Genomic DNA, 25,804 nt, shown 5'->3' with positions numbered 1-25,804 from the left:
CGCGCTGCGGCCGCGCCTCGGCGGCTGGGTAGCGCGCGCCAGCCCGTGCCCACCGCGAAACTTCTGCGAATGCCCCCGGCTTACTAAGCTGTCCCCTACCTTTTTCCCGTAGCTAGCCAAATCGCAGTATGGAAACCTATTACAACCCCGCCGACCTCAAGAAATTCGGCAACATCGGCGAGTTTCAGAAGGAGTTTGCCGATAAATTCTTCGCCTACTACGGGGCGGTGTTTGCCGAAGGCGCTCTCACCGCCCGCGAGAAATCGCTCATTGCCCTGGCCGTGGCCCACGCCGTGCAGTGCCCCTACTGCATCGACGCCTACTCGGCCGACACGCTGGAAAAAGGCTGCACCGAGCCCGAAATGATGGAGGCCGTGCACGTGGCCGCGGCCATTCGCGGCGGCGCTACCCTGGTGCACGGCGTGCAGATGATGAACAAGGTCAAAGAGTTATCGATGTAAAGCAGTAGCGCGGACTTTTTAGTCCGCGTTTGAATGTTCCTGGCGCGGACTACAAAGTCCGCGCTACAAGTCCATGATAAAATCCCTCAAAGCCACCGGCAACCGGCTCGCCGATTCGGCTTTCCAGCTCACCGTGTTGCGCCAGGAAGTAGTGGACGTGCTGCACCTGCCCACGTTTTCACAAAAAATGCGGGAAGCCGGGCTGTTCCCGCTGCGGCCGGTGACGCCGGCAGTGCTGCAAGTCAACGTGGGCAAGATGTGCAACCAGGTGTGCCGGCACTGCCACGTGGATGCCGGCCCCGACCGCCGGGAAATAATGACCCGCGAGACGATGCAACTCTGCCTCAACGCGCTGGCCCAGACCGACATTCCGACGGTGGACCTCACCGGCGGCGCGCCCGAGATGAACCCCGACTTTCGGTGGTTTGTGGAGGAGATTCACAAGCTGGGCCGCAAAATATTGGTGCGCTGCAATTTGACTATCATCGTGGCCAACAAGAAATACCACGACCTGCCCGAGTTTTTCAAGCAGCACGGCGTGGAAGTGGTCAGTTCGCTACCCTTCTACTCGGCTGATAAAACCGACCGCCAGCGCGGCGACGGCGTTTTCGATGACTCCATCAAAGCCCTGAAGATGCTGAACGCCGTGGGCTACGGCCAGCCGAATAGCGACCTGACTTTGAACCTGGTATATAACCCGGCCGGTGCCTTCATGCCCGGCCCGCAGGCGGCGCTGGAGCGACAGTTCAAGCAAGCCTTGCTCAAGGACCACGGCATCGTGTTCAACAGCCTGTTCGCCATTACGAACCTGCCGGTGAGCCGCTTCCTGGACTACCTCGTGGAGTCGGGCAACTACGCGGGCTACATGGAAAAGCTGGTGAACGCCTTCAACCCCACGGCGGCGGCCGGCGTGATGTGCCGCGATACCATTTCGGTGGGCTGGGACGGCGGCCTCTACGACTGCGACTTCAACCAGATGCTCGACCTGCACGTGGCCAGCACCAGCCAGCACATCCGCGACTTCGACGCCGCCGCCTTGGCCCGGCGCCCCATCGTGCTCAACCAGCACTGCTATGGCTGCACGGCGGGTTCCGGCTCCAGTTGCGGCGGCACGGTGGCGTAGGTAGGTGTTGCCTTGTCAAGTAAGGTGCGGGGCTTGCCCCCGCCCGTCATTGAACAAATCCGGCACGAGATGTTCAACGACGGGCGGGGGCAAGCCCTGCACCCTACTTCGTGATAACAGTTACTTACTACTCACTTGCAGCAGCACCTCATAATAAGGCCGCTTCAGCACCCGCGCCCGCAGCCAGGCATAGAAGCTAATCACTTGTAAATCTTCGCGTTCTTCCGATAGAAATGCCGGCATGGTGGCCACGCGGTTAGCAAAATCGGGGGTAGGGGCCACGGCCGGGTCGTCGATGATTTCGCGCACCAGGGCCAGGTAGCACACCACCGCGTGGTAGGGCCCGCCGAGGGGGGTAGGGGGCGCGTCGGGCGCGTCGGCGGTGGCCGGAAACTGCTCGTGCAGTCGCCGCTCAATGGCCCGCAGGCGCACCAGCGCCTGCTCGGGATTATCGAGCTCCAACTGAATGAGCACCTCGCCGATGTTGTGGTTCAGCAGCCATTCCAGGCCCATATTCTGCTCCAGCCAGTGGTCGGTGCGGTCGAGGCTGGTGAGGGTTTGGCTGGCTTTGGCAAACTGACCTTCGGCGAAATAATGGAACGTGAGCTGCAAGCGCGCCGTGAGCTGGTCGGCGGGCAGCAGCGCCGGCTTGGCCTTTAGCGCCTCACTCAACAGGCTGATGCTTTCGCGGTTACGATTCAAAAACGCATAATTGGCGGCCAGCAGAAATGCGAAGCGCGGCCCCACTTCGGTAAACTGCCGGGCCGGCGCGGCGGCCAGCACCGCCCGGCCCTGCTCCAGGTAGGCCACCGACTCGGCAAAGCGCCGCGCCCGGTACAGCGCGTGGGCCAGCATGTAGAGCAGCCGCAGCTGGTAGCCGCGGTGGGCCGGCGCGAAGCCGTGGCGGCGTTCCATCAGCCCGTAGCAGCGCTCGATGAAGGGCGCAAACGTGGCGAAGTCGCCGCGCACCAGCATGGCATGCCGCGCAATGCTCAGCAGCCGGCACAGCAGCAAGGGCGAGCGGGCAAAAGCCTCCTGCAAGTCGTACTCCGTCAGCACACTACGCACCAGCTCATCTACCGGCACGGCGCCGCGGCCATGCACGCGGGCCTGGCGCAGGCGCTGGCGCAGCAGCGCATCGGCAATGCCGGCGCGCTCCTCTTCGTCGGCGGCCTTTTTGTTGCGGTGGCGGCGCTCGATGATGGCGGCCAGCGGCTCGGCGTGGGGCGAGTGGGCGTGCTCAATCTGCACGTTATACACCGCGTTCAGGGGCTCGTACTGCTCGTTGTCGAGGCCCAGCTTTTCGGCTTTGCGCAGCACGGTCCAGGCCAGACGCGGCACGCCGGCCCCAAACAGGTACTGCGCCAGCGTGAGCTGCCCGCGCACCGAGGTGGCGGCCGTGGCATCGTGCTGGCGCTGGCGCAGCAGCAAAAACTCGGTGAGGTGCTTGAAGAGCCGCTTGCGCAAGGCGTAGTACGCCGCGGGGTTGGGCTCGTCGGGGTAGAGCTTTTTTATCAGGTCTTCGGCCTTGTGTTCCTTGGGATGGAGCAGCAAATCGAGCAGGCGCAGGTCCTGGCGGCCGGTGGCGCGGCGGCGCTGCCACTGAATGAACTGGGCCAGGTCGCGGCGGTCGTCGGGGGGTAGGGTTTGCAGCGTCAGGCGCAGGTCGTCCATGTGGAGGGGGGTAAGCACAAGGGCCGTTTTTCAGCCGCGCCGTCCGCCCAAAGATACTTCCGAAAACATTTTATTAAAATCGGATGAAGCTTACCTTAATCTTCTTTCTATCAATTACTTATTTTAGCAAAGGCTCTTAAAGTAAAGTCCCACGCGGGGCAAAGTCGCCTGGCGCGGGGCGGGGGCAGCCCGCTAGCTTCGGCTTACACTTCATCCCTACCCCCTTGCTTATGAAACGCTTGCTACTTATCCCCTTCCTGCTGCTGGCGGCGCTGCTGGCCCGCCCGGCCGCCGCCCAGGACCTGCTTACGCGCCGCGACGGCACCGAAGTGCTGGTGAAAGTGCTGGAAATCACGCCGGAGCTGGTGAAATATCACCGCTTCGACAACCCCGACGGCCCGCTCATCAGCGTGCGCAAAACCGACGTTTTCCGCATCAAATACGCCAACGGCACGCAGGAAATTCTGACGCCGCTGCCGCCCGGCGCGGCCCCGCCCCTGCCCGGCCAGGTGGGCACCGCGCCGGCCCCTACCCCCCCGCTGCCGGCCGATGGCCGCCTCGTGCCGGGCGACGAGCTGAGCCAGGAGCCCGTGCATCTGAGCGGGCCGCGCCTGGGCTTCACGGTGCTCACCGATGGCGTGCTGAACCGCGCCCGCGACCACGTGCATGACCTCAACCCGTTTCTGACGCAGTTTGGCTGGCAGTTTGAGTCGCGGCTGTTTCGGCTGCCCAACGGCGTGAGTGGCCTCGTGGAGCTGGTGCCGCTGGTGGGCGGGCTGGAGCAGGGCCAGTTTATTCCGAGCGTGAGCGGGCTGCTGGGTATTCGCGGGCCCAAGGGTTTCGAGTTTGGGCTGGGGCCCAATGTGACGCCGCTGGGGGCCGATATCGTGCTGGCGCTGGGTACCTCGTTTCGCTCCAACGGCATCAATTTTCCGGTGAACCTGGCCGTGGTGCCCGGCCACGGCGGGGCGCGCATCAGCCTGCTCATTGGGTTCAATAGCCGGCATAATTAATTAATAGCAACTTACTAGCCATGAACTTACGCGCTACTTTTCTCCAACTGGCCTGCCTGGCCGGGCTGCTGGGCACCGGCCCGGCGGCCCAGGCCCAGCAGCCGGCCGCCCCCGCCGCTCCTGTCGCCACCGACGTGCTGCTGCTCACCACCGGCCAGGAAGTGAGCGGCCGGGTGCTCACCATCACGCCCAGCGAGCTCACCTACCTGCCCGCCACCCCTACCCCCCCCGACACGCTGCGGCTGCCCATAGCCAGCGTCTTTTTGGTGCGCTACGCCAACGGCACCCGCGAGGTGCTGAACGCCCCCGCCCCCGTGGCCGACGATGACCCTACCCCCCCCGCCCTGCGCGGCCTGAGCACGCCGCAGCGCCAGCAGCTGGGCCAGCGCGATGCCCTGCGCTGCTACCGCGCCAGTGGCCCCTACTGGGGGGCGCTGGGCTCGACGCTGTACCTGGGGCCGCTGCTGGGCCTGGCCCCGACGGCCGTCATCAGTAGCCAGTGGGTGCGCGACTACAACCTCAAGGCCCCTACCCCCGCCCTACTGAAGGATGCCAGCTATGCCCAGGGCTACCGGCAGCAGGCCAACCGCACCAAGCACCGCCGCACCTGGGGCGGCTACGGCGTGGCTACGGCCGTGTATGTGGTGCTCATCGCGGCGCTCGTGGCGGGTGCCAACTGAGCCCGCTTGATGGCACGGCTCGCCCTACCCCCCAACCCGCCGGCCGCCTCGTCCGTACAACCGGCATCACCCACCCTTTCACGTTTTCACACATGGATATCAACGACAACAAGGTCAACGACCAAACCGAGCTGCGCGCTCGCGGCGACTGGAACCAAATAAAAGGCGCGGCCAAGCAGAAGTGGGGCAACCTGACTGACGATGACATGACCTACGCCGAAGGCAAGCAGGATGAATGGTTCGGCCAGCTTCAGCAGAAAACCGGCCACGCCATTGATGACATCAAGAGCTGGTTCCACAATACGTTCAGCTCCGATGCTGACACGACTACCAACCGCACCAACTACTAACTCCGCTGCTGGCTTATAGCCGTTTCTTTTCTAAAAGCCCCGCTCCTATTCTGGAGCGGGGCTTTTTTGTGAGTTACCCTTCTCGCGAAGTAAGGTGCGGGGCTTGCTCCCGCCCGTTGTTGAACGAATCGTACGCCAATCGGGCAACGAGGGGCGGGGGCAAGTCCCGCACCCTACTTCTTTTTTGCCAATCACTTCGCGACGAGCATAGGGAGGCAGTGAGTTAGTGAATGAGCGAGTTGCTGGCTGGACGACATATTTATCATCTCACCCAATCATCACTTCACTAACTCGCTCAATCCCAGAGGCTGGCGGCCACGCGGTAGGTGTTGGCGTGGGCTTCCACGATGTCGGCTATTTTCTCGGAATAGCCACCGCCCATGCACACCACCACGGGCAGGCCGCGCCGGTGGCAGGCGGTGAGCACCAGCTCGTCGCGGCGGCGGCAGCCGGCGCGGCTCAGGGCTAGGTGGCCGAGCTTGTCGGTGGCCAGCACATCAACGCCGCTGAGGTAAAACACGAAATCGGGCTGGCACAGGTCGCCATCGAGCAGGCGTGGCAGCACGTCGGCCAGCTGCGCCAGGTACTCGGCGTCGCCGAGGCCGTCGGGCAGCGCCAGGTCGAGGTCCGACGCTTCCTTGCGGCCAGGAAAATTGCGCGCGCCGTGCATCGAAAACGTGAACACCCGCGGCTCGTGCCGGAAAATGGCCGCCGTGCCGTTGCCCTGATGCACATCAAGGTCGATAATCAACATCTGGCGCACCCGCGCCGGCTCGTGAGTCAGCAGCCAGTTGGCCGCCACCGCCTGGTCGTTGAGCAGGCAAAAGCCTTCGGGCCGATTGGCAAACGCGTGGTGCGTGCCGCCCGCGATGTTGAGCGCTACCCCGCCGCCGGCCAGCACCCGCCGCGCGCAGCCGATGGTGCCGCCCAGCAGCGTCATTTCGCGCGCGGCCATCGCCGGGCTCCACGGAAAGCCGCTGGCCCGCTCCTCCTGCCGCGTAAGCTGGCCATGCAGCAGGCGGTGCAGGTAGTCGGCCTCGTGGGTCAGCAGCACATCGGTCAGCGGCGGGGGGGTAGGCACAAAAAAATCACTGGCCGTGGCCGTGCCTTCGTGCAGCAATTGTTCGGGCAGCAGCTCATATTTGAGCATCGGAAAGCGATGGCCCGGCGGCAGCGGCAGCACATAGTTGGGGGCAAAAGCAATATCCATACGCACAGACCAAAACCAGGAATACGACTAAAAGGTGAACGACAAAGATTAATCAGCAGCAAAATCCAGCATTTGCTCTGGTATATTAACAAGGGGTAGTGAGCGAGTGGTTAAGGGATTACAGCGATAAATCAATCCGCTTTCCCGGCCAGCACGTACCTTCGGCTCCCAATTTAGAAAATTTATACTTTTACCTACGCTCCTTATCCTTCCTTCGCCTCGATGGCTTCTCCCCCCCTCAACTCTTCGTCGGGTTCCCGTCAGTATCGTCGTTCCTCCTTCAATGGGGCCAAGCAATTGAAAGCTGCGGCCGCGCCAACGCGCCGGGTGCTGGTAGTAGTAGGATTATTAGTAGCGGCGCTGGTCGTAACGCTGGGCGTGGTAGCCTATAACCTACTCAACAGCAATTAAGTAGCTGGCCAGCGGGCAACTATTCATCGAGCAGGCTGCCGAAGATGCTGCCCAGCGCGGTGCCGCTTTCCTTGCGCGCATTGCCGCCCGAGGGTGCCAGCGCCTGAATAAGCTTTTTGACGGGCATCGACTGAAGCCAGACGCGGCCGGTGCCGCGCAGCGTGGCCAGAATCAGCCCTTCGCCCCCGAATATCATCGACCTGAGGCCCCCGGCCCGCGCCACGCTGAAGTCAATTCCCGGCTCAAAAGCCACCACGCAGCCCGTGTCCACGCGCAGCAGCTCGTTGCGCAGCTGCTTTTCGATGATGGTGCCGCCGGCGTGCACGAAGGCTTTGCCGTCGCCGGTCAGCTTTTGCAGGATAAAGCCCTCCCCACCAACTAATCCCGCGCCAAATTTCTGGTTGAAATGCACGCTGATTTGGGTGCCCCGCGCGGCGGCCAGGAAGCCGTCTTTCTGCACAATCAGACCTTGAGGCAGCGTGCCCAGGTCCACCGGGATAATGGTGCCGGGGTAGGGTGCCGAAAAGGCCACCCGGCTCTTGCCAGCGCTGCCGCGGTTGGTGAAGTGCGTCAGAAACAAGCTCTCGCCCGTGATAAGCCGCGTGCCCGCCGAAAACAGCTTGCTCAGCATGCCCTGGTCGGCCGCTGAGCCGTCGCCCATCTTGGTTTCAAACGCAATATTCTCCTCCATATACACCATCGCCCCGGCTTCGGCAATCACGGTTTCCTGGGGGTCCAACTCTACTTCCAGCACCTGAATATCGGAGCCGATAATGCGGTAATCAACGTCGTGGGAGCGCATGCGCGGGGGAGAATGGGTAAGCCGCAAAGGTAGGCCGCAACCCAAAACCGGCGTCTCGCGCTATACTAGCGCTCGCGGCTGGCGCGTTGTTCAGCAGGCAGTTACGCCTCTTCTTCCGGTCTTTATGCGCGTCTTGCTGTTTATCTTATTGGGTGGGCTGGCCACGGCCTGCACCCCGCGCCTCACCAGCGGCCCACGGGCCTTTTGGCACCCCAACCGCGTTGACCGGCACGGCGACCCGCAGGGCCGCTGGAAAGTATATTCGGACGATGCTAACGCGCAGCTCTCGACGCGGGGCCGCTACCGGCACGGCCGGCCGGTGGGCCACTGGCGCTACTACGCGCCAGTGGGCGGCGCCTTGATGCGCGAGGAGCGCTACCATCGCCACGGGCTCAGCGATATTACTTACTACCACTCCAATGGCCAGGTGGCCCGGCGCGGCCACGCCCGCTTGGTGGACGAGCCCGGCGGCATGCACTTCTACTGGTACGGCGAGTGGCGAAGCTACTCCGACGCCGGCGCGCTGCAAAAAATAGAGACGTATGAAGACGGTAAGCTGGTCACTACCAATCTGGTAAAGACTATGTAGCGCCTACCCCCGGCAGCGGGGGCAGGGCACCCTGCGGACGCATCCTATTCTTCCCTACCCCCTTCTTTTAGTCTGGTAGTTCGCGCCGGGTTTCGGCGGCTTCGTCTTCATCCTCACCGGAGGAGGCGGCTTTTTTGCGTTTGGCCTCGCGGCTGGTACGCTGCATGAAGTCTTCGTCGGTTTCTTCGGGCTCATCGGCGCGGCCCTCGGCCTCGTCGAAGGCTTCGGATTCCTGGCGGACGGCTTCGGCGGCAGTTTTGGCCTTGGCCTCTTCGCCAAACTGGCCCTCGCGATGCACGATTTTCTTATCGCGCACGTGGCGACCCAAAAACTGGTTTATCTGCTCAATGGAGTAGTTGGAAGTTATTTCGCCCAGCGGATTAACGCCGATTTCGAAGCCTTCCAGCTCTTTATGCACGCGGGCCTTCTTCTCGGGCTCGGGGGCTTTTTGCTTGGGTTTGGTGGGTTTTTTGGCCATCTCTATGCAGTAAGCGGGAATGAAGGGACACTGAGCCCGAGGCCGTGCCCCCATGCATACGGCGCGGGTGGGGGCCAGGGTTTGGTTGAAGCGGGGCAGCGCTTTGGCGGCCTTTAGTTGCGGGCCCACTCCAGCGCGTTTTATTGAGAGCCGACGGAAACACTAGGACTTCTAAGTGAAATTTTTAAGCTTTTTTTGTAAAAAGTAAATCATGTTGATAAACAAATGATTTTTATGAGAAAAATTATATTTAAAAAAACATTAAATAGTCAATTAATGCGCGGCAAGCAATATCTTTACAGCAATCAAATATTTATTATGCAATCCATAATCCTCGATTATCTATTACGCCTATCTCATTTCCTTTCTATTGCTACTCATGAAAAAAATCATACCTATCACGCTGGCAGCCCGGCCGTTACCGGCCCGTGGACGAAGCATTAAGGAAGCACGGGGCTTTTTAACGACTTTGCTGGCCACGGGCTGCCTCCTGGCGAGCAGCCTGGCTGCCCAGGCACAGTTTCCTATTAATGAAGGGTTTACGGACGCGGCTACCCCTAATTTTACCCTGGGAGGCAGCGCCACGCTCACTGGCACCACCGCAGCGCCGGGCTACCTGCGCCTCACCTCGGCCACCAACAACCAGGCGGGCTACGCCGTGCTCAACGGCACGTTTCCATCGTCCAAAGGCTTCAGCATCTCCTTCGAGTTTTTCTCGTATGGGGGCACCCCGACCGGGGCCGATGGCCTCAGCGTGTTCATGGTAGATGCCAATGGCACTGACCCAACCAGTGGTCAGTTCAGCATCGGGGCCTACGGCGGCTCGCTAGGCTATGCCCAGATAGCCAAGAATTCCGGCTCATTGCCCGGCGTGTCGAGAGGCTACCTGGGTATTGGCCTCGATGAGTTTGGTAATTACTCGCAGGCCAATGAGGGCCGGGTGGGAGGCCCCGGCTACCGGCCCCAGGCGGTGGCCCTGCGAGGCGCTGCCACAGATGACTATACGTACCTGACTGGCAGCAACTCCTTGCCTTTTTCGCTCAATGTGCCCACCGTGCGGGCTCAGCCCGGCAGCGACGACTACCGCAAGGCCTACCTCTACGTTATTCCGGCCAATGGAGGCTACACGATTACCATTCGCCTGCAACACGGCCGTAGCGTAACGACTACCACGGATACTTATACGGTAACGGCGCCCCCCGCCAACCTGCGGGTGGGCTTCGCCGGCTCGACGGGCGACTACACCAATATCCACGAAATCCGCAACCTGGCCATTCTGGATAACCCTTACGCCGTGGACGACGCGGCGCAAACCCCTTATAACCACTCGGTAATCCTCAATGTCGTGACCAACGACCACGGCATCGGGGCAGAGTTGAAACCCGAATCGGTAGACCTGGACCCGGACACGCCGGGCATCCAGCAGACGTACACGGTGGCTGGGCAGGGCACGTTTACGGTTGATAGCCAGGGGGTAGTGACGTTCACGCCCATCGGCACGTTTGCCGGGGAGGTAACGCTGCCCTACGTTATCAGCGATATCGTGGATAAGGTGTCGAACCCGGCGCTAATAACCATAACCGTGACGGGGGCCGATGTAGCCAGCGCCATTGATGGCCCGATTTCGGCTAACGTCGGCACTCCGCTCACTTACACCATTTCGACGCGGAATAATGGCATCGAGATGGCTAATAACGTGTCGCCTACCCTCCAGTTGCCGTTGGGGCTCAACTTGCCTCTTTCTAGCAGCTACACCTACGATGCGACGAGTGGCCAGGTAAAATTCGCGCCCGTCACTCTGGCGGTTGGGGGAAATGTTTACAGCTCACTGACCTTCCTCGCGCCGGCGCTTAGCACTATCGGCCTGGACCTGACTTCCGGCTACGCCTACCCTACCAACTCGACCATTCCAGACCCGGTGGCCAGCAATAATAAGGCGACCCTTTCGCTGGCCTTAACATCGCCGTTGCCCGTTGAGCTGACGCGCTTCGACGTAGCGGCCGCGCCGCAGGGGACGCTCCTGACGTGGCACACGGCCACGGAGCAGCACAACGACCATTTCACGGTGGAGCGCTCGGTTACGGGTGATGCTTTTCGGGCGATTGGGACCGTGCGCAGCCAGGGCAATGGCTTGAGCCCGCACGACTACACCTTCACCGACAGCGGTGCCGGCCAGCTAGGAGCCACCACGCTCTACTACCGGTTGCAGCAGGTAGATGTGGATGGCACCACTACCTACAGCCCCGTGCGCAACGTCCGTTTCGCGGCTCCGAAAGCCACCGCCACGCTCTACCCCAACCCCAGCCAGGGCCAGACGCTGCTCGACCTGAGCAGCCTGGCGGCCGGCCCCTACCTCGTGCAGGTGCTGGACCTCACCGGCCGGGTGCTGCGCACGCAGCAAGCCGCCGCCGAACTAGCCCCGCTCGACCTTGCCGGGCTTCCCCAGGGCGCTTACCTGGTGCTGGTGCAGGGCGCGGGCATGCGGCAGGCGCTGCCGCTGCTGCGCAACTAGCCGGGCCCTATCCCCTCGTTGCGGAGGCAAGGTTCTTTTAGCACATCAATCTCATTTTCAGATAGTTTTAACAGAAAGCCCCGCTGGTTTTGCAACCAGTGGGGCTTTCTAGTTGAGCCGCGAATATTATCCCAGGCGCTCCACGGCGGCGCGCAGGCGCTGGGCTACTTCGCCGGTGCCCAGAATGGCCAGCGTCTCGAAAAGGTCGGGGCCGGCGGCGGCACCCGTCACGGCCACGCGCAGGGCTTGCAGCACCTGGCCGGGCTTGAGGCCCTGGGCTTCCATGCTCTGGTTAAAGATGGCTTTGAGCACCTCCGCGTTGGCGCTGGGCTCGGAACTGGCGGGTAGGGCGTCGGCATAGGCGGCCAGCGCGGCGCTCACCGGCGCGTTCCACTTTTTGCTGATAACCGTTTGGTCGTATTCGGTCGGGGCTTCGAAGAAGTACTTGGCCTCCTGCCAGAAATCCTGCGGAAAGCTCACGCGCTCTTTCATCACGCCCACTACCTGCTCGGCCTTGTCCTGAGAGCACTCGATGCCGTGCTCGGCCAGGGCCGTGAGCAGGTAAGGTGCCAGCTCGGCATCGGGCTTGGCGCGCAGGTAGTGCTCGTTGTACCACTTGGCCTTGGCCACGTCGAACTTGGCGGGCGACTTGCTAACGCGGTCAATCTCAAAGGCCTGAATCAGCTCGTCCATCGAGAAAATCTCCTGCGCCGTGCCGGGGTTCCAGCCCAGGAAGGCCAGGAAGTTGACTAGTGCCTCGGGCAGGTAGCCGTCTTCGCGGTAGCCACGGCTCACGGTGGGTTCGCCGGTTTCGGCGTCGGTGCCGTGCCACTCCAGGGCAAAGACCGGGAAGCCCAGCCGGTCGCCGTCGCGCTTGCTGAGCTTGCCAGTGCCGTCGGGCTTCAGCAGCAGGGGTAGGTGGGCAAACTGCGGCATGGTCTTCTCCCAGCCCAGATAGCGGTAGAGTAGCACGTGCAGCGGCGCGCTCGGCAGCCACTCTTCCCCCCGAATAACATGGGAGATATCCATTAAATGGTCATCCACGATATTGGCCAGGTGGTAAGTTGGCATCCCGTCCGACTTCATCAGCACTTTGTCGTCAATGGCGCTCGAATGCACCACCACCCAGCCCCGAATCATATCCTGAAAGCGCACTTCCTCCTTGCGCGGCACCTTGAGGCGGATAACGTAGGGCGTGCCACTGTCCAGCAGCTGCTGCACTTCGTCTTCGGGCAGGGTCAGCGAGTTGCGCATCTGGGCGCGGGTGATGCTGTTGTACTGCGGGTTCGGCACCTTGGCGGCTTGCAGGCGCTCGCGCATCACGTCCAGCTCCTCGGGCGTGTCGAAGGCGTAGTAGGCGTAGCCGTCGCGGATAAGCTGGTCGGCGTATTCGCGGTACATGGGCTTGCGCTCGCTCTGGCGGTAGGGCGCGTGCGGGCCGCCTTTCCAGGGGCTTTCGTCCAGCTCAATGCCGACCCATTCGAGGCTCTGCCGAATGTAATCCTCCGCGCCCGGCACAAACCGATTCTGGTCGGTATCCTCGATGCGCAATATCATGGTGCCGCCCAACTTGCGGGCCAGCAGGTAGTTGTATAGCGCCGTGCGCACGCCGCCAATGTGCAGCGGCCCGGTGGGCGAAGGTGCAAAGCGCACCCGGACAGGTCTTTCAGTCATAATGCAAAAACAAAAGCGCGTTCCGTACCAGCCGAAACGCGCCGTAAAGGTAAGCCTGGCCCGGCGCGGCTAGTCGCGCCGGGCCTACCAAGGGGCTGGCTACCAGCTAAGCGAGGCAGCGCGTCCCCTTTCTTTGCACTGATGAAAAATAAAGGCTGGTGGCGGACGGGCTTGGTATTTCTGGTGGTGGGCGGCTTGGCCTGGCCCTGGGCTCGGGCCTGGTGGCCAACCCCGCCAGCGCTGCTTTATGGCCAAGCTTACGGCAGCGCTCATCGCACGCCCACGCCCGTGTTGGTCGTTATCCTGCACGGCGATGCGCCGTTTCACCGACCGGACTATCATTACCGGCTGGCCCAGCAGGTGGCCCAGGCCGCGCCCGACGTGGTGGCGGTGGGCCTGCTGCGGCCCGGCTATACCGACTCTGCCGGACACCACTCGCCCGGCACCCGCGGCCTGACCGTCGGTGACAACTATACACCCGCCGCCGTAGATGCCGTGGCGGCGACCGTTCAGGCACTGCGGCGACGCTACCACGCCCGCCGGATAATCCTGGCCGGGCATTCGGGCGGAGCCGTGCTGGTCGGGGCGGTGCTGGGCCGCTACCCCCTGCTAGCCGATGGGGCCGTGCTGGCGGCTTGTCCCTGCAACGTGCCAGCTTTTCGGCGGCACATGTCCTGGCAGCAGCTCAATCCGCTGTGGTGGCTGCCAGTGCCCCTGCTCTCCCCCCAGGATATGGCGGGCCAAGTGCGGGCCGGCTTGCCCGTGCGGGTCATTACGGGGCTGGCCGACCTAGTGGCTCTGCCCGCATACAGCCAGCAATACGTGGCCGCGCTTCGAAAGCACCACGTGGCGGCCCAGCTTCTAGAGCTGCCAGGGCAAGGCCACGAAATTTTTCTCACCCCGGCAGTAGTCACGCAACTAGTAGACTTGGCTACTGCTCAGTTAACCGCACCCCTGCCGGATGCGCCGGCCGCACACGCGCCATAACAGCAAGCCTACCAGCGGAATGCCGCCCCAGATGGCCCATCCACTACGACCCCCTTGTCAATTCAGGTCAGGAAAAATAGGGGAGAGTAGGATTGATAGATGGCAACGCCAGCAACACTGAGCCTGTGAGCAACATAGCGAGGCCAAGCTCTCTCAGCCGAAAAGAGGGAAATCTAATTGGCAATTTTCCGGCATATTCTATACCTTCTCTGGGAGGCTCGCAAAACAGCAGCATTTCGGCTTTAGCAAAACTTGTAAGTACTTACACAATTCACTTACTTTTGCGACATGGATATTTTTGAGGAACTAGGTCCGGCCGCGCTAGGCAGCCGCCTCCGCCGCCTGACTGATACGATGACCGGGCAGGCCGCCGAGGTATATCGGCTCTATCAGGTTCCGTTCGAGCCGCGCTGGTTCGCGGTATTTTATGCGGTGGCCACTACCCCAGGTCGCCACGTGGGAGACATTGCCGAGCGAATCGGCCAGACCCACGCCGCCGTGAGCCAGGTAGTAAAGGAGCTGGCCCGCCACGAATTAGTGCAGGTGCAGCGGGGCGAAGCCGACCAGCGCCGCAGCCTGGTAAGCCTCAGCGAGAAAGGCCGCGCCCTGTGGCCGCAGCTGCAGCTGCAGACCGCCGATGTGCGCCAGGCTACCGAAGCGCTGCTGGCTGAAACCCGCCATAACCTCTGGCTGGCCATCGGCGAACTGGAATACGCGCTGGCCCACCAGCCACTGGCTAGCCGCGTAAAGGCCGTGCGCACGCAGCGGCTGGCCGGCGAAGTGCAGCTGCTCGACTACACGCCCGCCCACCAGGCCGATTTCAAGCGCCTCAACGTGGAGTGGATTGAGCGCTATTTCCAACTGGAAGCCGCCGACCTCAAGGCCCTCGACCACCCCGACGAGTACATTTTGCAGCCCGGCGGTCACATTATGCTGGCAGTTTACCAAGGGCAGGCCGTGGGAACCTGCGCCCTGCTAGCCCTTCCCAACCACTGCTACGAGCTGGCGAAAATGGCCGTAGCGCCGGCCGCGCAGGGGCTGGGCATTGGCTACCAGCTGGGGCAGGCCGCTATTGCCTGGGCCAAGGCGCGCGGGGCTACCCACCTCTACCTCGAAAGCAACACCCGGCTCAAGCCCGCGCTAACCCTGTATCATAAGCTGGGCTTTCAGAAAACCATAGCCGGCCAGCCCTCGCCTTATGAGCGCTGCAACATTCAAACAGGGCAAAAGCACCAAACGGTTAGTTAGCGTCTGGGGGCTGTGGAGCTAGCTGGCGGAGCAATTGTCGGAGGTAGTCATCATCGCGAGCCGCTTTCTTGCGCTTGCGTGGCAGACTCATCTTCGTTGGCTCACGTCGTAAGAGGGTGAGAGCCAGCTTGCGTAGGGTAGAGAGGTTGCGCGGGGCGTGGCCCTGGCGCACCCGGCAGGCATCCTCGGCAAAGGTGACATCCAGGTGCCAGTGCAGGTCGTTTTCGATGCCCCAGTGCCCGCGCACATAGCCCGCCAACTCGCCCGCACTCGCTTGCGCCAGCGAGCTCAGGTAGTAGCGCGTACTGTGCTGCTCCCGCCCCTGTTGCCAGCGCCGGGTCTGCACGCAGACCACCGCCGCCAGGCCCGCCCACTCGGCAGCTTCCTCCACCAGATTCAGGTTCCGGCTCACCCATACCCGGCGTTCCTCGCCGCGGCCGTGGTCTTTTTCGCGGCTCACAAAGGCCGGCTCCTGCCGCAGTAGCGGGGCAAGGTGGGCCTGCACTTGCTCGAAGAGGGTCCGCTGGTTCTGCTTGAGGGCCAGCACATAATCAGCCCGGCGCTCGACCAGCGTCGTGGCAATGGCGCGCTGACAGCCGATGGCATCGATGCTCACCACGCTGCCGGCTACCTCCACCAGGTCGAGCACTTGGGGGATGGCCACGAGTTCGTTGGCTTTGCTGGCCACTTGGGTCTGGGCCAGGCATAGGCGCTGTTCGGTCGCCCAGACGCTGACCAGCTGCACGCTGGCCTGGCGCTGGCCGGGCAGGCAGGTGCCGCGCACCTGCTTGCCATCGATGGCCAGCTGCTGCCCAGCCAGGACCCGCATAATGTCCTGCCCCCAGTGGGTGAGGCTGGCTTCAAGTTCGACGGGATTCAGGCGGCTGAACACGCGCTGCAACGTATAAGACGAGGGGATGCCGGCGGGCAAGCTCAGAAACTGAGCGAGCACGGCCTGTTTGTCGCAGGCGTAATCATAAATCTGCTCAAAATCTTCGCAATCAGCCAGTAAGCCGCACAGCACCAGCCAAATAATATCGCTTAGCTCGTGTAGACAGCGCCCCTCCACCCGATAGTCCGTTACCTGCCAAAAGAAATCCGCTACTTCTTCTTCCATCCCCAAAGGTCGCTAACTTACCTTTTGGTGCTTTTGCCCTGAACATTCAAATGGAATTGTTATTAACCACTTAATTTACTGCTATGTACGACCACAAAATTGCTTTGGTGCTTAGCGCCGACTTGCTCGATTGGCAGAAGCTGAACGTAACGGCTTTCCTGGCCAGCGCGGTAGCCATCCGGTTTCCCGAAACGCACGGCCAACCACTGGTGTCGGCCTCGGGCACCACGCTGCTGCCTTTTCTGAAGCAGCCCATCCTGGTATATCGGGCCGATGGGCCGGCCGAGGTACACAAGGTTTTTGAGCGGGCCAGGGAGCGCGGCGTATCTATCGGGGCATACCCGCGCCAGTTGTTCGCTACCAAAAATGAGGCAGAAAACCTGGCCGTGATGGCCCAGCTCGCCGACCAGGAGCTGGACCTGGCCGGCGTCATTCTCTATGGCGAAAACAAGCAGGTAGATAAGGCCTTGAAGGGATTGAAATTCCACCCGTAAGCAACTTTCGGAAAGGCCTGGAGCAGGCGGGTTCGCACCGTGCAACACGCCCCTACCCCACCGCGACGCAGGAAATCTCCACTTCCACGTCGCGCGGCAGACGGGCTACTTCCACCGTTTCGCGGGCCGGGGCGGTGGCCTCGTCGAAGTACGTGCCATATATCTGATTGATAGTGGCGAAGTTACCCAGGTCTTTCACGAAGATGGAGCACTTCACCACGTTGGTCAGCTGCAAGCCGGCGGCGGCCAGCACGGCCGTGAGGTTTTTCAGCACCTGGTGCGTCTGGGCGGCCACGTCGCCTTCGCCGACCAGCTGGCCAGCGGCGCTCAGCGGTATCTGGCCCGAAACGTACACAGTGTTACCCGCCTTCACGGCTTGCGAATAAGGGCCAATGGGCGCGGGAGCCTGGTCGGTGAGGATGATTTGGTGGGACATGGGAAGGAGGCGAATGATGGATTTGCAGCTAAAGAAGAACGTCATGCTGAGCTTGCCGAAGCATCTCGCTCGCGTCGCTGGATTACTATCTCAACGATTCGAGCGAGATGCTTCGGCAAGCTCAGCATGACGTTCTATAAATTATAAATATCAGAAAATCAATAATTTACTCCACCGTCACCGACTTGGCGAGGTTGCGCGGCTGGTCCACGTTGCAGCCGCGCAGCACGGCAATGTGGTAGCTCAGCAGCTGCAACGGAATGACTGACACCAGCGGCATCAGCACTTCGGAGGTCGCGGGCACTTCGATTACGAACTCGGCCATTGCCGGGATAGTCGTGTCGCCTTCCGTCACTACGGCGATGATGCGGCCTTTGCGGGCTTTCACTTCCTGAATATTGCTCACCACTTTCTCGTACGAGCTGTCCTTGGTCGCAATCACGACCACTGGCATGTTCTCGTCGATGAGGGCGATGGGGCCGTGCTTCATCTCGGCGGCGGGGTAGCCCTCGGCGTGGATGTAGCTGATTTCCTTGAGCTTGAGCGCGCCTTCCAGCGCCACCGGAAAATTGTATCCCCGGCCCAGATACAGGAAGTTGGGCACGTCCTTAAACGTTTCGGCAATCTGCTGAATCTCAGCGTCCAGCTTTAGCGCCTTCTCTACCTTGGCGGGGATGTTGTGCAGTTCGGTGGTCAGTTCGCGCAGGCGCGTATCCGACAGGGTGCCTTTGCGCTGGCCGATGCACATGGCCAGCAGCGTCAGCACGGTTACCTGGGCGGTGAAGGCTTTGGTCGAAGCCACGCCGATTTCGGGGCCGGCGTGGGTGTAGGCCCCGGCGTCGGTGGCGCGGGCAATGCTGCTGCCCACCACGTTGCAAATGCCAAAGATGGTCGCGCCTTTGCCTTTGGCCAGCTCCAGGGCGGCCAGGGTATCGGCCGTTTCGCCGCTTTGCGAGATGGCAATCACGATATCGCGCTCCGAGATAACCGGGTTGCGGTAGCGGAATTCCGACGCGTACTCTACCTCGACCGGAATGCGAGCCAGGTCCTCAATCAGGTATTCGGCCACCAGGCCGGCGTGCCAGCTCGTGCCGCACGCCACGATGATGATGCGCTGGGCATTGATAAACTTCTGCTCGTAGGCCCGGAAGCCGGCCATGTTCAGGTGGCTACCCCCCAACTCCAGGCGTCCGCGCATCGAATCGAGAATGGAGCGCGGCTGCTCAAAAATCTCTTTGAGCATAAAGTGCTCATAGCCACCCTTTTCAATGCTATCAAGCTCCAACTCCAGACGCTGAATGTAGGGCGTTTGCACCACATCCTCGCGCGAGCGGATGGCCATTTGCCCATCCTTGATAACGACCAATTCGTAGTCGTTTACATACACCACTTCGTTGGTGTACTCGATGATGGGGGTAGCGTCGGAGGCCACGAAAAACTCGCCTTCCCCGATGCCAATAACCAGCGGCGAGCCTTTGCGGGCCGCGATGAGCTGGTCGGGGGCATCCTTGCTGAGCACCACAATGGCGTAGGCACCAACTACTTCGTGCAGCGCCAGGCGCACGGCCTCTTCCAGCGAGCAGCTGTTGTTGGTTTGGATATCCTCGATGAGATTAACGAAAACCTCCGTGTCGGTATCGGAATGGAAAACGTGGCCCTGCTTTTCCAGGTGCGTTTTCAGCGAGGCGTAATTCTCAATAATGCCATTGTGAATGATGGCGATGCGCTCCGAGGTCGAGAAGTGCGGGTGAGCGTTCACGTCGTTGGGCTCGCCGTGGGTGGCCCAGCGGGTGTGGCCCATGCCCACCTTGGCGTGAGTATCCTTGGTGGCCAGGAAGTTTTCGAGCTCCGCCACTTTGCCCTTCTTCTTATATACGTTGAGGGTGCCGTTGAGCAGGGCCACGCCGGCCGAGTCATAGCCCCGGTATTCGAGACGGTGCAACCCTTTGAGGATAATGGGGCAGGCCTCACGATGGCCCAGATACGCTACGATGCCGCACATGGCAATTAGGATAATTAAGGAGAAGAGATAGGGTTATTAGCTTAGCAGCAGGCGCAGCTAGCAATTTCCCAGCCAGTGAAGCGGCTGGGCTATAGAAAAACCGGGCATCAGCCCGCTTAACGCGTGGCCAACGGCCGGCTAATGAACTGCGAAGTTACGCCTTTTATTAGCACAACGCAGGAGAGCAGCCGGGCCTACCCCCTACGCAAATGGCCAACCCATCGGGGTTGGCCATTTGCGTAGGGGGTAGGCAGTGGCTTAGTTGGCCAGCTCGTCGTAGAGCGCCTGATAGGACGAGAGTAGGTTTTCATCGGTTGCTACCTGGCTCAGCCGATTGTTCAAGGCGTACTCTTTGAACAGCCCGTTGAGGTTGTCCGAAAAATCTTCGTCCTGCCGTACTACCGTGTCGGCGTATTCCATGCCCAGCTTCACGAAGCCCGAGAAGTCGGCCGACTTGAGCGAGGTCAGCATGCTATCGTCGATGTCGAGCATCTTGGCCTTTTCGACCAGGTTGCCCTCAAATTTATCCAAAAACTCGTTGTTATAGACCGTGAATACCGACTTGGCATCTTTGAAAACCGGGTCTTTCTTGTAAGTCGTTTTGAGGTAGAGCGGGATGAGCGAGGTCATCCAATCGTTGCAGTGCACGATATCGGGCGACCAGCCGAGCTTCTTCACTGTTTCGAGCACACCCTTGCAAAAGAAGATGGCGCGCTCGTCGTTGTCGAGGTAAAACTTGTCGTTTTTATCAACCAGGGCCGACTTACGGTGGAAGTAATCCTCGTTGTCGATAAAATAAACCTGTAGCTTCGCGGTCGGAATGGAGGCTACCTTGATAACCAGCGGCTTCTCGTCGTCGCCCACGGCAATGTTGATGCCTGAGAGCCGGACTACTTCGTGCAGCCGATTCTTGCGCTCATTAATAATGCCAAAACGAGGTACGAAAATCCGAATCTCGGCTCCCGACTCCTGCATTCCGGCCGGCAGGCGGCGCAGCAGCTCCGCTACTTTCGTAGTCTGGAGGAAAGGGTCTATTTCGGTGGCCGCGTATAGGATGCGCAACTTCGACATATGGAGAGAGCTAAAGGATTTGGGAACGGGCCATAGATTGGCTCCTCAAAATTACGCATTTTTTCTCGAATTTGCAATAAAATTCGTTCAGTCCTATTAATTTTCGCTCAACTTAATGCATATTTTTACTAAGGCCGCCGAGCTGCGCGCTTATACCGAAACCCAGCGCGCGGCCGGCCGCCGCCTGGGCCTGGTGCCCACGATGGGCGCTCTGCACGAAGGGCACCTGCAGCTGGTGCAGGCCGCCGCCGCGCAGTGTGACGAGGTTATCGCCAGCGTATTCGTTAACCCTACCCAGTTCAATAATCCCGACGACCTGCGCCTCTACCCCCGCGTGCCCGAGCAAGATGCTGCCCTGCTGGCGCCGGCCGGCTGCACGGCGCTTTTCCTACCCCCCGTGGCCGAGGTGTATCCGCAGCCTACGGTGCTGCGCTTCGATTTTGGGCCGCTGGAGCAGGTGATGGAGGGCGCGCACCGGCCGGGTCATTTTAATGGGGTAGCCACGGTGGTGAGCAAGCTCTTTCACCTGGCGCGGCCGCACGTGGCGTACTTCGGGCAGAAAGATTTTCAGCAGGTGGCCGTGGTGCGGCAGCTGGTGGCCGACCTCTCCTTTGACCTGGAGCTGGTGGTGTATCCCACGGTGCGCGAGGCCGACGGCCTGGCGATGTCGTCGCGCAACCGCCGCCTACCCCCCCCGGCGCGGGCGGTGGCACCCCTCCTCTACCAAGTGCTGACCGAGGCAGCCGCGCAGGTGCGGCAGGGCGTGGTCCCGGCCCAGATGCAGGCGCGGGCCCTGGCCGCCCTGGCCGAGGAGCCCCAGCTTACTCCCGAATATTTCGAATTGGTGGATGCCCACACCTTGCAGCCCGTGCAGCACTACGCGCCCGGCCAGCCGCTGGCGCTGTGCGTGGCCGCCCATCTGGCCGGCGTGCGGCTGATTGATAATGTGTTGGTGTAGGGTGCGGGGTAGCGACCCGGTAGGGCTTGCCCCCGCCCGTCGTTGCACGACTTACAGCCGTTTCGTGCAACGATGGGCGGGGGCAAGCCCTACCGGGTCGCTACCCCGCACCCTACCCCCTGGCGTGGCCGTAGTCAATCTCCGTGTTGTCGCCCAGGTTCAGGCTGTGGTTCAAGCCTTTGAAGGAGGCGTCGGAGCCCACGATACAGTCGCTCATCACGGCCGAGCTGAGCTCGGAATACGAGCCGATGATACTGTCGCTAACGATGGTGTGGCGGATGATGGTGCGGTCGCCGATGGCCACGTTGGGGCCGATGATGGCGTGCTCGATGCGGCAGCCCGTGCCAATGCTGACCGGCGGGATAATCACCGTGTTCGGAAACTCGGGGTAGTCGCGCTCCTCCCGAAACTCGGGGCGGTCGAGCAGGCGGGCGTTGGCTTCGAGCAGAGTTTCCTTGCGGCCGCAGTCAAACCAATTATCCACGGTGGTGGTGAGCATGGGTTCACCCTCGTCGATGAGGTGCATGAGCGCATCGGTGAGCTGGTATTCCTCGTGGGTGCGGCGGCCGGTGCTGATGAGCCACTCCAGCGACTCGGCCAGCTTCTCGGCGTTAGCGATTTTGTAGAGGCCTACCAGAGCGTAGTTCGACTTCGGAATACGCGGCTTCTCCACCACGCGGCTGACCTGGCCATTGTCGTTGGTTTCGACGAGGCCGAAGAGGCTGGGCGTCTTCACTTCCTTCACGGCCAGCACCGAGCCGGGGTAGCGTAGCATGGCGGGCAGGTCCACATCCACAATGGTATCGCCGAGCATGATGAGCACGCCCTCGGGGTCGTGCCGAAACGTGTCGCGGGCTACCCACAGGGCGTGGCCCAGGCCCTCGCGCGGCTCCTGCACCACGAAGGTGGCGTCGAGGTCGGGGTAGTGGCGGCGCACGTACTGCTCAATCTTTTCGCCCAGATAGCCGATGATGAAAACAAACTCGGTGAGCCCGGCCCCGAGCAGCCGGTCGATGATGTGGCCCAGAATGGTATTGCCAGCCACCGGCACCAGGCTTTTGGGCTGGGTATGGGTGTGCGGGCGCAGGCGTGAGCCGATGCCGGCAACAGGAATAATAGCTTTCATGGTCGAAGGAGGCGAAGGCGGAAGAGCAGAACCGTACAACCGTTACCGGGCGGCTGCGTACTTTGCGCCGGTCGGGCACCATAACCGCCACCGCCCGGTGGTAGTTGTGGCTGCTACGTTCTTTTCTTTATCACCGCTAGGCCTCAAAGCTAGAGCCCAGCACTTAGAAAACCCTCATTCTAATGAAACGCCTTCTTCTCTATTTCGCCGCGATGGTGACGTTGCTTTCGCAATCATCGTGCGGCTACAACGGCATGGTGCAGCGCGACCAAGCCGTTAAAAGCCAGTGGGCCAACGTACAAAGCGCCTACCAGCGCCGCTCCGACCTCATTCCGAACCTGGTGAACACGGTGAAAGGTGCCGCCAATTTTGAAAAATCGACCCTCGAAGGGGTGATAGAAGCCCGCGCCAAAGCCACCAGCGTGCAGCTTAATGCCGACCAGCTGACGCCCGAAAATCTGCAGAAATTTCAGGCCGCGCAGAGCCAGCTTTCGGCTGGCCTGGGCCGCTTGCTGGCCGTGAGCGAGAATTATCCCGAACTGAAAGCCAACGCTAACTTTCAGGAATTGCAGGCTCAGATTGAAGGCACCGAAAATCGCATCAATGTAGAGCGCAACAAGTTCAACGAAAGCGTGAACGACTATAACACCTTCACGCGCTCGTTCCCGAACAACCTGTTCGCGGGCATGTTCGGCTTCCCGGCTAAAGGCTATTTCGAGGCCGATGCCGGCGCCAAGGAAGCGCCCAAGGTTGACTTTGGCGACATGGGCGGGGGCAACACGCCGGCCGGTAGTAAGTAGAGTTAAGAAGTAAGAGTTAAAAATTAAGAGTTAAAAAGGTGGCTGAGGAGTAGAATGAGCTGGGTTTTTCTCGCTCATTCTACTCCTCAGCCACTCATTAACTCTTAATTTTTAACTCTTAACTTTTAACCCTTAACTCTTAACTAAAAAATGACCCACCCTCTCACACCCGCCCAGGAAGCTACGCTCGTGGCCGCCATCAAGGCGGCCGAACTCCAGACTTCGGGTGAAATCCGGCTGCACCTGGAGGACAAGTGCCCTACCCCCGAGCCGCTCGACCGGGCCGCGCAGGTGTTCGCGGAGCTGAAAATGCACCACACCAAGCTGCGCAATGGCGTGTTGTTTTACCTGGCCTGGCAGACCCGGCAGTTCGCGGTGGTCGGCGACGTGAGCATCAACTCGGCCGTGCCCGACGATTTTTGGGAGGACGTGAAGGAGGAAGTGGTGGGCCACTTTCGGCAGGAAAAATACGTGAATGGCCTGGAGCGCGGCATCCGGCTGGTGGGCGAGCAGCTGCGGCAGTTTTTTCCCTACGACGCGGCTACCGACATCAACGAGCTGCCCGACGATATTTCTTACGGCGACGACGCCCCTACCCCCCCCTCCGGCCGATGAACCACTTCACGCTTATTCCGGGGGGTAAGGCCGCGCGCCCGGTGGCCTGGGCCGGCCTCTTGCTGCTGTGCCTGAGCCTGATGCTGGGCCTGGCCGCCCGCGCCCAAACGGTGCCCGCGCGCCCCGACCCGCCGCGCTTGGTCAACGACTTGGCCGGCTTGATGCAGCCGCAGCAAGTGGCCGCGCTGGAGCAAAAACTGGTGGCATATAACGACAGCACGTCGTCGCAAATCGCGGTGGTGACGGTGCCCAGCCTCGACGGCAATGACATGGCCGACTACGCCCAGAAGCTGTACGAGGCGTGGGGCATCGGCCGCAAGGGCAAGGACAACGGCATCCTGGTGCTGGTGGCGGCCAAGGAGCACGATGCCCGCATCCAGACCGGCTACGGCATGGAAGGGGCCGTGCCCGACGCCCTGGCCAAGCGCATCATCAGCAATACGTTGGTGCCCGCCTTCAAGCAAAACGACTATTACGCGGGCCTCGACCGGGCCACCGACCAGCTTATTTCCTTAGCCAAGGGCGAATATAAAGCCGACCCCAACGACGCGCAGAGTCAGGGGGACTCATCGGGTTCAGGTGTTGGCTTCTGGATTATTATCGGCGTGCTCGTGCTGGTTTTCCTCTTTCGCTCGCGCGGTGGGGGCGGCGGGCGCGGCGGCATCGGCGGCGGCCTCATGGGTCCCATCATCTTCGGCGATTTCGCGGGGGGTAGGGGCGTATTTGGCGGCGGCGGCGGCTTCGGCGGCGGTGGGGGCGGTGGCGGCTTCGGCGGCTTTGGGGGGGGTAGCAGCGGCGGCGGCGGCGCCAGCGGCAGCTGGTAGCGTTGAGGTATAACGGGCTTTAGCCAAAGGCAAGATGGTTTCCCAAGTCCTGATATAGTCAGCTTCTGCTTCCTGGTTTATGAGCAAAAAGCCCCGCAACACTCCCATTCCGACTGCCCTTCCGGCCGATGGGCCTAAGATATCGGTGGTGGGCAAAATCTTCCGGAGCCTGGGCTACCTAGTTTCGGTGGTGGGCAAAATCCTTAAAAGCCTGGGCTGCCTGGGGCTGCTGCTGTTTATCAGCATTATTATTGCGGCATTAGGTACGACTCTTTGGAACTGGGCTGGTACCGAACTGGGACGTCTGGGTGCCCCGCACCCGGCCGTTGCCAGCAGCGGGATGCCCGTGCGGCCCGCCGCCTACACGCCCGTGGTGGATGCGGCGGGCATCCTGACCACGAGCGAACAGCGCGCGCTTAGCACAAAACTGCGGGATTTTGAGCACGCCACCACTACCCAACTAGTGGTGGTGACGGTGCCCAGCCTCAACGGTGCCGAGTTGGAAGACTACGCCCAGCAGCTCTACCACAGCTGGGGCATTGGGCAGCGCCGCAGCAATAATGGTCTGCTGGTGCTGGTGGCCATGCAGGAGCACGGCTTGCGCATCCAGACCGGCTACGGCCTCGAAGGCGCGATTCCCGACGCTACTTGCGAGCAGCTCATCACCAATGTTCTGAAGCCCGCGTTCAGGGACCAGCAGTATTACGCCGGGCTGGATGCCGTCACCACCCAACTCATCCAACTGGCGCAGGGCGAAACCGCTTCCTTCAAGCCCCCGGCCGCCCCCGGCTTCCCCTGGAGCCTTTGGAGCCTTGCGCTGCTCATTATGGGCCTGTTGCTGACGCTGCTATTTCGCACGTTAGGCATCGAAACACTCTGGCGCTGGACGGAGCTTGCCGGTACGCGCATTAGCATTGGTTCGTCCGGGTCGTCCGGGTCATCATTCGACGACGATAGTGGCTCCTCATCCTCGTCTGGCGACTCGTGGGGCGGGGGCGACAGCGGCGGCGGCGGCGCTAGCGGCAGCTGGTAAAATAAGTAACCTAACTACCTATCTGTGAAATTTTAACTTAGTTTGTTAATAAACTTGTTAGCTAAGTACCCGTTAGTAAATAGTTTATGTTAAAAAAGGCGGTCATGCTGAGCATG

24 protein-coding genes and 1 pseudogene are annotated in these 25,804 nt (G+C 61.3%); 15 read left to right on the top strand and 10 right to left on the bottom strand.

All coding sequences use genetic code 11. The features are described from left to right. The first annotated feature begins 128 nt into the window (after nucleotides 1–128). Both A0257_14435 and A0257_14430 read left to right on the top strand, forming a co-directional pair. Nucleotides 129–461 (top strand): 4-carboxymuconolactone decarboxylase, encoded by a 333-nt coding sequence (locus A0257_14435; GenBank protein ID AMR28165.1) that lies wholly within the window; start codon nucleotides 129–131, stop codon nucleotides 459–461. 76 nt (nucleotides 462–537) lie between these two features. Next, a complete protein-coding gene (locus tag A0257_14430) occupies nucleotides 538–1,584 on the top strand; it encodes a radical SAM protein (GenBank protein AMR29783.1) in 1,047 nt (348 codons plus the stop codon). 120 nt (nucleotides 1,585–1,704) lie between these two features. Here A0257_14430 and A0257_14425 read toward each other — a convergent pair whose 3' ends face one another. Beyond that, a complete protein-coding gene (locus A0257_14425; protein ID AMR28164.1) occupies nucleotides 1,705–3,258 on the bottom strand; it encodes a hypothetical protein in 1,554 nt (517 codons plus the stop codon). A gap of 230 nt (nucleotides 3,259–3,488) precedes the next feature. Here A0257_14425 and A0257_14420 point away from each other — a divergent pair, with 230 nt between their 5' ends. The 3 genes from A0257_14420 to A0257_14410 all read left to right on the top strand — a co-directional run bounded on the left by A0257_14420 (nucleotide 3,489) and on the right by A0257_14410 (nucleotide 5,301). Next, nucleotides 3,489–4,271 (top strand): hypothetical protein, encoded by a 783-nt coding sequence (locus tag A0257_14420; protein ID AMR28163.1) that lies wholly within the window; start codon nucleotides 3,489–3,491, stop codon nucleotides 4,269–4,271. Between the two features lie 20 nt (nucleotides 4,272–4,291). After that, nucleotides 4,292–4,951 (top strand): hypothetical protein, encoded by a 660-nt coding sequence (locus tag A0257_14415; protein ID AMR28162.1) that lies wholly within the window; start codon nucleotides 4,292–4,294, stop codon nucleotides 4,949–4,951. A gap of 92 nt (nucleotides 4,952–5,043) precedes the next feature. Then, the gene (locus A0257_14410; GenBank protein ID AMR28161.1) at nucleotides 5,044–5,301 is read left to right on the top strand and encodes a general stress protein CsbD; all 258 of its coding nucleotides are present in this window, start codon (nucleotides 5,044–5,046) and stop codon (nucleotides 5,299–5,301) included. Between the two features lie 295 nt (nucleotides 5,302–5,596). On the opposite strand, the gene A0257_14405 is transcribed toward A0257_14410, so the two are convergent. Both A0257_14405 and A0257_14400 read right to left on the bottom strand, forming a co-directional pair. Next, nucleotides 5,597–6,511, bottom strand: coding sequence for a deacetylase (locus A0257_14405; GenBank protein AMR28160.1), 915 nt, complete (start codon nucleotides 6,509–6,511; stop codon nucleotides 5,597–5,599). Between the two features lie 430 nt (nucleotides 6,512–6,941). Continuing rightward, a complete protein-coding gene (locus A0257_14400) occupies nucleotides 6,942–7,724 on the bottom strand; it encodes a TIGR00266 family protein (protein AMR28159.1) in 783 nt (260 codons plus the stop codon). A 124-nt stretch (nucleotides 7,725–7,848) separates the two neighbouring features. Between A0257_14400 and A0257_14395 the strand changes: the two genes are divergently transcribed. Next, the gene (locus A0257_14395; GenBank protein AMR28158.1) at nucleotides 7,849–8,313 is read left to right on the top strand and encodes a hypothetical protein; all 465 of its coding nucleotides are present in this window, start codon (nucleotides 7,849–7,851) and stop codon (nucleotides 8,311–8,313) included. 286 nt (nucleotides 8,314–8,599) lie between these two features. Here A0257_14395 and A0257_14390 read toward each other — a convergent pair. Then, a pseudogene (locus A0257_14390) lies at nucleotides 8,600–8,791 on the bottom strand (hypothetical protein). A gap of 469 nt (nucleotides 8,792–9,260) precedes the next feature. On the opposite strand from A0257_14390, the gene A0257_14385 reads away from it, so the two are divergent. Beyond that, the gene (locus A0257_14385; GenBank protein AMR28157.1) at nucleotides 9,261–11,303 is read left to right on the top strand and encodes a hypothetical protein; all 2,043 of its coding nucleotides are present in this window, start codon (nucleotides 9,261–9,263) and stop codon (nucleotides 11,301–11,303) included. Nucleotides 11,304–11,429: 126 nt separating this feature from the next. On the opposite strand, the gene A0257_14380 is transcribed toward A0257_14385, so the two are convergent. Then, a complete protein-coding gene (locus A0257_14380) occupies nucleotides 11,430–12,977 on the bottom strand; it encodes a glutamate--tRNA ligase (GenBank protein ID AMR28156.1) in 1,548 nt (515 codons plus the stop codon). A 141-nt stretch (nucleotides 12,978–13,118) separates the two neighbouring features. Here A0257_14380 and A0257_14375 point away from each other — a divergent pair, with 141 nt between their 5' ends. Beyond that, nucleotides 13,119–13,964 (top strand): hypothetical protein, encoded by an 846-nt coding sequence (locus tag A0257_14375; protein ID AMR28155.1) that lies wholly within the window; start codon nucleotides 13,119–13,121, stop codon nucleotides 13,962–13,964. A 288-nt stretch (nucleotides 13,965–14,252) separates the two neighbouring features. After that, nucleotides 14,253–15,212 (top strand): MarR family transcriptional regulator, encoded by a 960-nt coding sequence (locus tag A0257_14370; protein AMR28154.1) that lies wholly within the window; start codon nucleotides 14,253–14,255, stop codon nucleotides 15,210–15,212. On the opposite strand, the gene A0257_14365 is transcribed toward A0257_14370, so the two are convergent. Beyond that, the gene (locus tag A0257_14365) at nucleotides 15,205–16,329 is read right to left on the bottom strand and encodes a hypothetical protein (protein ID AMR28153.1); all 1,125 of its coding nucleotides are present in this window, start codon (nucleotides 16,327–16,329) and stop codon (nucleotides 15,205–15,207) included. The genes A0257_14370 and A0257_14365 overlap by 8 nt on opposite strands. Before the next feature lie 83 nt (nucleotides 16,330–16,412). Between A0257_14365 and A0257_14360 the strand changes: the two genes are divergently transcribed. Further along, a complete protein-coding gene (locus tag A0257_14360; GenBank protein ID AMR28152.1) occupies nucleotides 16,413–16,823 on the top strand; it encodes a hypothetical protein in 411 nt (136 codons plus the stop codon). A gap of 52 nt (nucleotides 16,824–16,875) precedes the next feature. Here the strand turns inward: A0257_14360 and A0257_14355 are convergent, their stop codons facing one another. The 3 genes from A0257_14355 to A0257_14345 form a co-directional block, all read right to left on the bottom strand. Further along, nucleotides 16,876–17,259 (bottom strand): reactive intermediate/imine deaminase, encoded by a 384-nt coding sequence (locus A0257_14355; GenBank protein AMR29782.1) that lies wholly within the window; start codon nucleotides 17,257–17,259, stop codon nucleotides 16,876–16,878. Nucleotides 17,260–17,425: 166 nt separating this feature from the next. Further along, the gene (locus tag A0257_14350; GenBank protein ID AMR28151.1) at nucleotides 17,426–19,261 is read right to left on the bottom strand and encodes a glutamine--fructose-6-phosphate aminotransferase; all 1,836 of its coding nucleotides are present in this window, start codon (nucleotides 19,259–19,261) and stop codon (nucleotides 17,426–17,428) included. A 258-nt stretch (nucleotides 19,262–19,519) separates the two neighbouring features. Further along, nucleotides 19,520–20,332: a glycogen synthase gene (locus tag A0257_14345; GenBank protein AMR28150.1), complete on the bottom strand. Its 813-nt coding sequence runs from the start codon at nucleotides 20,330–20,332 to the stop codon at nucleotides 19,520–19,522. Between the two features lie 115 nt (nucleotides 20,333–20,447). On the opposite strand from A0257_14345, the gene A0257_14340 reads away from it, so the two are divergent. After that, entirely contained in the window at nucleotides 20,448–21,290 is an 843-nt protein-coding gene (locus tag A0257_14340; GenBank protein ID AMR28149.1) for a pantoate--beta-alanine ligase, read from the top strand. Between the two features lie 112 nt (nucleotides 21,291–21,402). On the opposite strand, the gene A0257_14335 is transcribed toward A0257_14340, so the two are convergent. Beyond that, nucleotides 21,403–22,416: a glucose-1-phosphate thymidylyltransferase gene (locus A0257_14335; protein ID AMR28148.1), complete on the bottom strand. Its 1,014-nt coding sequence runs from the start codon at nucleotides 22,414–22,416 to the stop codon at nucleotides 21,403–21,405. Nucleotides 22,417–22,598: 182 nt separating this feature from the next. Here A0257_14335 and A0257_14330 point away from each other — a divergent pair, with 182 nt between their 5' ends. The 4 genes from A0257_14330 (at nucleotide 22,599) to A0257_14315 (ending at nucleotide 25,688) form a co-directional block, all read left to right on the top strand. Beyond that, entirely contained in the window at nucleotides 22,599–23,216 is a 618-nt protein-coding gene (locus A0257_14330; protein ID AMR28147.1) for a LemA family protein, read from the top strand. 150 nt (nucleotides 23,217–23,366) lie between these two features. Beyond that, the gene (locus tag A0257_14325) at nucleotides 23,367–23,831 is read left to right on the top strand and encodes a hypothetical protein (protein ID AMR28146.1); all 465 of its coding nucleotides are present in this window, start codon (nucleotides 23,367–23,369) and stop codon (nucleotides 23,829–23,831) included. A gap of 80 nt (nucleotides 23,832–23,911) precedes the next feature. Next, nucleotides 23,912–24,655 (top strand): methanol dehydrogenase, encoded by a 744-nt coding sequence (locus A0257_14320; GenBank protein AMR29781.1) that lies wholly within the window; start codon nucleotides 23,912–23,914, stop codon nucleotides 24,653–24,655. Nucleotides 24,656–24,734: 79 nt separating this feature from the next. Continuing rightward, entirely contained in the window at nucleotides 24,735–25,688 is a 954-nt protein-coding gene (locus tag A0257_14315; GenBank protein ID AMR28145.1) for a hypothetical protein, read from the top strand. Nucleotides 25,689–25,804 lie beyond the last annotated feature (116 nt).

Source organism: Hymenobacter psoromatis, from assembly GCA_001596155.1.
Taxonomy (GTDB): domain Bacteria; phylum Bacteroidota; class Bacteroidia; order Cytophagales; family Hymenobacteraceae; genus Hymenobacter.
This window is presented reverse-complemented; position numbering and strand designations above follow the sequence as displayed.

Coding starts and splice junctions, on each gene's coding strand:
- A0257_14400 (AMR28159.1), bottom strand. CDS start 7,724: ATGCGCTCCCACGACGTTGATTACCGCATTATCGGCTCCGATATTCAG.
- A0257_14330 (AMR28147.1), top strand. CDS start 22,599: ATGAAACGCCTTCTTCTCTATTTCGCCGCGATGGTGACGTTGCTTTCG.
- A0257_14425 (AMR28164.1), bottom strand. CDS start 3,258: ATGGACGACCTGCGCCTGACGCTGCAAACCCTACCCCCCGACGACCGC.
- A0257_14375 (AMR28155.1), top strand. CDS start 13,119: ATGAAAAATAAAGGCTGGTGGCGGACGGGCTTGGTATTTCTGGTGGTG.
- A0257_14355 (AMR29782.1), bottom strand. CDS start 17,259: ATGTCCCACCAAATCATCCTCACCGACCAGGCTCCCGCGCCCATTGGC.
- A0257_14435 (AMR28165.1), top strand. CDS start 129: ATGGAAACCTATTACAACCCCGCCGACCTCAAGAAATTCGGCAACATC.
- A0257_14380 (AMR28156.1), bottom strand. CDS start 12,977: ATGACTGAAAGACCTGTCCGGGTGCGCTTTGCACCTTCGCCCACCGGG.
- A0257_14410 (AMR28161.1), top strand. CDS start 5,044: ATGGATATCAACGACAACAAGGTCAACGACCAAACCGAGCTGCGCGCT.
- A0257_14420 (AMR28163.1), top strand. CDS start 3,489: ATGAAACGCTTGCTACTTATCCCCTTCCTGCTGCTGGCGGCGCTGCTG.
- A0257_14335 (AMR28148.1), bottom strand. CDS start 22,416: ATGAAAGCTATTATTCCTGTTGCCGGCATCGGCTCACGCCTGCGCCCG.
- A0257_14395 (AMR28158.1), top strand. CDS start 7,849: ATGCGCGTCTTGCTGTTTATCTTATTGGGTGGGCTGGCCACGGCCTGC.
- A0257_14320 (AMR29781.1), top strand. CDS start 23,912: ATGCTGGGCCTGGCCGCCCGCGCCCAAACGGTGCCCGCGCGCCCCGAC.
- A0257_14360 (AMR28152.1), top strand. CDS start 16,413: ATGTACGACCACAAAATTGCTTTGGTGCTTAGCGCCGACTTGCTCGAT.
- A0257_14340 (AMR28149.1), top strand. CDS start 20,448: ATGCATATTTTTACTAAGGCCGCCGAGCTGCGCGCTTATACCGAAACC.
- A0257_14370 (AMR28154.1), top strand. CDS start 14,253: ATGGATATTTTTGAGGAACTAGGTCCGGCCGCGCTAGGCAGCCGCCTC.
- A0257_14350 (AMR28151.1), bottom strand. CDS start 19,261: ATGTGCGGCATCGTAGCGTATCTGGGCCATCGTGAGGCCTGCCCCATT.
- A0257_14325 (AMR28146.1), top strand. CDS start 23,367: ATGACCCACCCTCTCACACCCGCCCAGGAAGCTACGCTCGTGGCCGCC.
- A0257_14365 (AMR28153.1), bottom strand. CDS start 16,329: ATGGAAGAAGAAGTAGCGGATTTCTTTTGGCAGGTAACGGACTATCGG.
- A0257_14315 (AMR28145.1), top strand. CDS start 24,735: ATGAGCAAAAAGCCCCGCAACACTCCCATTCCGACTGCCCTTCCGGCC.
- A0257_14405 (AMR28160.1), bottom strand. CDS start 6,511: ATGGATATTGCTTTTGCCCCCAACTATGTGCTGCCGCTGCCGCCGGGC.
- A0257_14345 (AMR28150.1), bottom strand. CDS start 20,332: ATGTCGAAGTTGCGCATCCTATACGCGGCCACCGAAATAGACCCTTTC.
- A0257_14415 (AMR28162.1), top strand. CDS start 4,292: ATGAACTTACGCGCTACTTTTCTCCAACTGGCCTGCCTGGCCGGGCTG.